The 6001-nt window shown below is 42.6% G+C and carries 3 protein-coding genes and 1 pseudogene; 1 reads left to right on the top strand and 3 read right to left on the bottom strand.

Annotated elements, in window-relative coordinates; genetic code table 11:
- Both Xedl_RS25040 and Xedl_RS04515 read right to left on the bottom strand, forming a co-directional pair.
- A pseudogene (locus Xedl_RS25040) lies at positions 1-136 on the bottom strand (IS982 family transposase); the annotation flags it as partial.
- 74 nt (positions 137-210) lie between these two features.
- Positions 211-1917 carry a sensor histidine kinase gene (locus tag Xedl_RS04515; protein WP_074022663.1) on the bottom strand — a complete coding sequence of 569 codons (1707 nt, stop codon included), beginning with the start codon at positions 1915-1917 and terminating at the stop codon, positions 211-213.
- 100 nt (positions 1918-2017) lie between these two features.
- Here Xedl_RS04515 and Xedl_RS04510 point away from each other — a divergent pair, with 100 nt between their 5' ends.
- Positions 2018-2161, top strand: a complete 144-nt coding sequence (locus Xedl_RS04510; protein ID WP_074022662.1) for a type II toxin-antitoxin system RelE/ParE family toxin — start codon at positions 2018-2020, stop codon at positions 2159-2161.
- A 288-nt stretch (positions 2162-2449) separates the two neighbouring features.
- Here Xedl_RS04510 and Xedl_RS04500 read toward each other — a convergent pair whose 3' ends face one another.
- Positions 2450-5527, bottom strand: coding sequence for an inverse autotransporter beta domain-containing protein (locus tag Xedl_RS04500; RefSeq protein ID WP_074022661.1), 3078 nt, complete (start codon positions 5525-5527; stop codon positions 2450-2452).
- Positions 5528-6001 lie beyond the last annotated feature (474 nt).

Genomic DNA, 6001 nt, shown 5'->3' with positions numbered 1-6001 from the left:
TGATTTCACTGGGATACATATGACCTTGTCGGCGGCGTAAACGATGCCCACTCTCAAGACAAAATTGTTCCCATTGAGGAATGAAAAAACGGCAAAAATCATCGACATCACAGAAAATTTCAACTAACTTGTCCATAGCCTGTTCCCCCTCGGAGTTGTTTTCGGTGTGCACCAAAACTTTGCTCCTGGAACAGGCTTCTCGTCAATTTCTTATCCAGAATTCGGGTTAACTTGTTTTTTTTCTAATGGTAAACACAAAATGGCACGAGTAAATTCTTCTGGCTGACAATCAACTCTCACCCCATACTGTTTACCATAACGAAGCCGCAGACGTTTATCGACTAAACTCATCCCAAGCCCCTCATCCCCCACTTTTTTGGGGCAATATAACCCTGCATTATCTTCAATCTCCACCAATAGCAATTGGTCTTCTTGATAGGCTCTAATCGTAATTCTTCCTGTATCCAGTAACTGTGATGTGCCATGTTTAATGGCATTTTCTACCATTGGCTGGAGAGAAAAAGCCGGTAACCGTGCATCGTGTAAGGATTCAGGTATCTCGATAGCAATTTGGAGATGCTCACGGAAACGAGCCTTTTCAATTTGTAAGTAAGCGTTTACATGCTCTAGCTCATTTTCCAGCGTGGCAATATCTTCAGGTCGCTTTAAATTCTTACGGAAAAATGTTGAGAGATACTGCACAAGCTGGCCTGCCTGCTGGCTATCTCGACGGATAACCGCTTGCAGTGTATTTAACGCATTAAATAAAAAGTGAGGATTCACTTGCGCGTGAAGGAGCTTTATTTCTGATTGCAGTAAAGATTGTTTATTTCGTTCATACTGTCCGGCAAGAATTTGGGCAGAGAGCAGGCTGGCAATTCCCTCTCCCAATGTACGATTGATGGAACTGAATAAACGATTCTTGGCTTCATAGAGTTTGATCGTACCAATAACCTGTTGGTTTTCCCCCCGTAAAGGGATCACCAGAGCGGAACCAAGTTTGCAGGTTGGGCTAAGGGAACAGCAATAAGGCGTTTCATTGCCATCAGCGTACACGACCTCATTATTCTCAATGGCACGATGAGATTGTTTAGCAGCAATGGGAGTACCAGGTAAATGGTGATCCGAACCGATACCAATAAACGCCAGTAACTTCTCCCTATCCGTAATCGCGACAGCTCCGATCTCTAACTCCTGATAGATCACTTTTGCTACACGCATACTGTTATCTTCATTGAATCCCTTACGTAAAATTCCCTCTGTACAGACGGCAATTTTTAGTGCCTGGGCAGAAAAAGCGCTGGTGTATTTTTCGAAAATGGCTCGCCTGTCCAATAAGATACGAATAAACATGGCCGCCCCGATACTATTGGCGATGATCATGGGGGCAGCTATATCTTTTACCAAACTCAGCGCTTCACTGAAAGGATTGGCAAGTAGGAGGATAATACCCATTTGAGTGCATTCAGCCAGGAAAGTGACAATGGCCGCCGTCCACGGGTTTAATAACTTATTGAGCTGTCCTTTTTTCATCAGATAAATATGCACCAGGCCGCCCAGTACTCCTTCTACAATGGTGGATACCATACAACTAAATGCGGTCATGCCACCGAGAGAATAACGGTGCAGCCCGCCAGTGAATCCGACCATTGCTCCGACGGTTGGCCCGCCAAGAAAGCCACCCAATACCGCCCCAATCGCGCGGGTATTGGCAATTGAATCGTTAACATTCAGCCCAAAATATGTACCCATAATGCAAAAGATGGAAAAAATCACGTAACACATCAACTTATGCGGTAAACGGACAGTCACTTGCAATAGGGGAATAAACAGAGGGGTTTTACTCAGCAGCCAAGCGATCACCAGATAGATACACATCTGCTGGAGTAATAACAACACGAGGTTAAATTCGTACATATTTTTTCATTTTATGTTCAAAGTGTGTGATTAATAACGGTAAATAAATTTTACCCGCTATTATCAAAGGTTGAATTAAACATCGTCAATATTGGGAGTAATGTGGTCGTCCACTCTACCAATGGATGTCAGGGGCAAAGGCATATGCGTATCCATTTTCCATGCTTTTGTTAAGAAGAGCCAGAAAACACCTAAGAAAGATTTAGACTTAGCCAAAAGCCGTATGAAAGAGGTGAAAAAATGAGTCAATTATAAGCCCTTAAAGCTAAAGCATTACAAAACCCAGAAGTGAAACAGGCTTATGATGAATTAAATGATGAGTTCGAATTCATCAATACATTGCTTAGTATGTGCACTGAGGGAAAGGGTCAAGCGATATATTTTGCCTGAGAAAAGAAAGCGGCCCAAAAATCGGGCCGTTTGTCTGTCGAAAATCCGCTATCCCATTCAATCAAAACATCCTTAACTGAATAGTGTTACCCCAAGGGGGCGGATTTTTGAGTTACTCGCTGAAAATGACTAACTCATTGTGTTATTCCTTACAGATCGCGTAATCATAGACTTTATCATTGATAACGTGTTCGAATCCTACGTCTATATTCACAGTGTAATGTTCATTTCTCCCTTTTTCATCTTTCCCTACTGTCGAAGAACGATAGGAACGATGTTCAGGCCAACCAAGTTGGTCATGCATTGCATTGTTTGGATGGGCTCGATATAACGCCATTAAGTCGTCTTTTGTCGGCAACTTTTTCTTTAGTTGCTTACAATACCAGTTTGCGCCTGTGTTGGTACGGCGCGGCCATACTTCACCGCTTTCAGGGAAAGTGTCATTTGTGAATACATGATGCGCGGCCTGCTCCGCCTTCAATAGAGGGCGCCAAAAGACAACGCCATTTTCACCTACTGCAGTTTCAGCCATATGCCCCCAAAAATTAGCCACGGAAACGTCCGGACTGGTTGCCACAGTAAAAATAACATCTTTAGTTTGTGGTGCAGCAGTACCGTCTGCCGAGATAGACAGCGTCGTCTTTACACCAAGCCCTTTCGGGTCGGTCACGGTAATAGATAAAACACCTTGATCATCCGTAACACCTTGATACAAACTCTCTGTTTCATTAATAAATGCCGTGATTTTCTCAGCCAAATTCTGGCGATTCAGTGCCTTAATAGCTTTCACCCTGACGGCGACATTTCGGATGGGCTGGCCGTGATTTAGCGTTTTGATTTTCAGTATGATCGGTTCGTCTTTTTTAACCTTATCAGCACTCACCGTGATCGCCATATTATCGGCAAGCCCTCTGACAGTCCCCCCTTTTCCTCCATCATGAGTATGGTTTCCTTGTCCGTCAGTCATGCTGGTATCAACGTTCAAAGTATTTCCGATTCGCCCCATCGCATTTTGTGCCTGGATCGAAACCGCTTTCACCCTACCTGCATCTGCCAGTGTCAACGTATAGTCAGGGATCGTGCCTGATTCTGTTATCGTATGGCCTTTGTTTATGTCAATATTACCTTTATTGCCCCACACATAACGCGATTTATCCGTTTTATCGCCATGATTGGCATTAAAGGTATAGGTGGCACTTAATTTCTGCCCTATCTCTAATTTGCCAACCAGGGTCAAGTTTTTGACGATTGGTGCTTCAGGATGGACGAACATGACTTCGACGGGCTTGATAGTAATGCCATGGACTTTCGGCGTAATTTTCAGTACCCCGATCTTTTCGCCAGCAGTAAGCTGAGATTCATAGACACCTGGACGGACTTCTTTCATTTGATCGATTTTCGGATCACTGCCATTCCCACTTAACCCACTTGAAAGCAATTTGATGTCTGAGGCAACTCCGCTGATGGGTTTGTCGTCCTTATCTTTCAGCATTAAGATCAGGAGGGTGGTGGCATGACCATCTGCCAATAACTCTTTATCTTTTGTCGAGAAGGTGGATTTATTGGCGTTAACGATGCTGGGGAGCACTTGTACTTTCATTTCGGCACGTTTGGATGCATTGCCGTGTTCATCGTAAGCGGTTGCGCCCACTGTGTAGGTGTTGTTGCCCTGAGATTGATAGTTGGGCAAGGTCAACAGGTAGTGTGTGCCGCCTTGGTGTTGGATCTTACCCCCATTGGCAAAAAAGTCTGCTGTCTCCCACTTAATATCTTTAAACCCATATTTGCTGTTGACACTGATATGGAGAGGTTTGGTCTCTTTCGCATAGCCAATAATCAGATTATCTATTGCCAGAGAGATCACTTCACGTTTGCGGTATTCCAAAACGATCTGGTTGTTGCGATCGACTAAATCATAGCGGCTGCCTTGCAGAGAACGCTTAAACGTTACGGCATCTGAATCAATCTGTTTGACCCACGGCGTACCAATCTCATAATTCAGCGCGATATTGAACAGGGTTTCCCCACCACCCGACATATCTTGTTTGCGATCAATGCCGAAAGTCAGCAATGGGACAGGCGTGTAATCAATCCCGAAAGTAAAAGCAGCGGGATTTTTCTGGCGATGGTCTTTATTCAAAAGCCCAACTTCATCACCGAAATATTGCTCATACATCAACTTACCACCGAGTTGTGGTAAAGAAGGCAAATAACCTTGCACTTTCAGGTCGAAGCCATTGGCGGGACGCTCATCATAATCGGTCAACAGGCGGGATTCTTTCCAATGACTTAAGCGAATGTAACTGTTAGCCGCTAATTTCAGGTAATTGCGGGCATATTCTGCCCCAAGACCGAGTCGGCTATTATTGCCAGTGATATCGTGGTCAAAGAAAGCATTGTAGCCCAGCATCCAATCATCAAAAAAATGACGTTGTCCAAATCCAATATTGGCGGTATTGCGTTTATCGATATGGCGCAGGCCGAACTGCGTAAAAATCATCTGGTGATAGGTATCATACAACGGCAGTAACATATCAAATTGGCTGTCATTCAAATGATCATGACTATCCATATTAAGTTGTACACGGGCTGTACCGTAGTGTCCCAACCAATTTTGAATTTTCTGGTTGGCAACTCCCATTGCCAGACTGTTTAATTGGCTTACTGCATTATCCTTAATGTCGTTACTGGCTATCAACTGACCAATGCGAGAGGAAATCTCAGCCAGATGACTAGAATTTTCATCAATAGAAGATTTGTCTTCTTTAATAGCGGTTTTGTCTAATGAGAATTTTTCTAATGGTGGGGATTGTTTTAATAATAAAGGTTGCTTTGATGAAGAGATTTCTGATGAGGAATAGTTATAGGGCAAAAATTTATTGTTTCGAGGTTTTGGAACATCAATCTTACTACCCACTCCGAGTGCGGTAAAAGGCTTATCAAATAGACGTAATTGGTTGATTTCTTTTAAATCAGAGACAGTTAAACCATAACGTTTAGCGACTATCTTGACCGTTTCCCCTGATTTCAGGACATAAGGCTCTGTTGGTAAATCCCATTTTTCATTTTGAAAAGCTGAGTGAGTTTTAGCGGCAGCAATAGCGGGGGTGAATACACCAGCAATGGGAAACGCAAGTTGGGTCACAATGTTTACCCAAGCTACACGTTTCACCAGGTATTGCTGATGTGGTAGCCACGGCTTATCGGATTTTTTGTTCATAGCTATAACCCTATAACAATAAAAAAAACACCAGACGATAGCCAACAGTAAACCTATCCATTTCAGGATATTACTTTCTATTTACTGTCTGCCATGAGTCGTGTAATCAGAGAAAAACGCCAGAGTGTGACGCAATAAAAGGGTGACAACACGGCATTGCCTGATTTGAAATATCACAAAATACTTAACAAATTTTACTTAATAGTTAACAATCAGATTATTGATCTGACATTTTGCCTTTGTGGGGTTTTTTATTCCAACATAAAATCATTTTTTGATCAATATAACTTTTATTATCAACCGATTTGTTTGAATAGAATCGGAAACGAGAGAAGATGGTGGAATGATTGTAAGAGTATTTTATGTGGTGACAGGTTAAATGTTTTGCATTTGTTAAAAATATAATACTATTATTGTGGTATTTTGTGCCGTTATTTCCTTGTTTATTAGCATTAATATGCCTAATAGCAATAT

Source organism: Xenorhabdus eapokensis, assembly GCF_001908105.1.
Note: the sequence above shows the minus strand (reverse complement) of the source record. Positions and strands in the feature narration are given on the sequence as shown.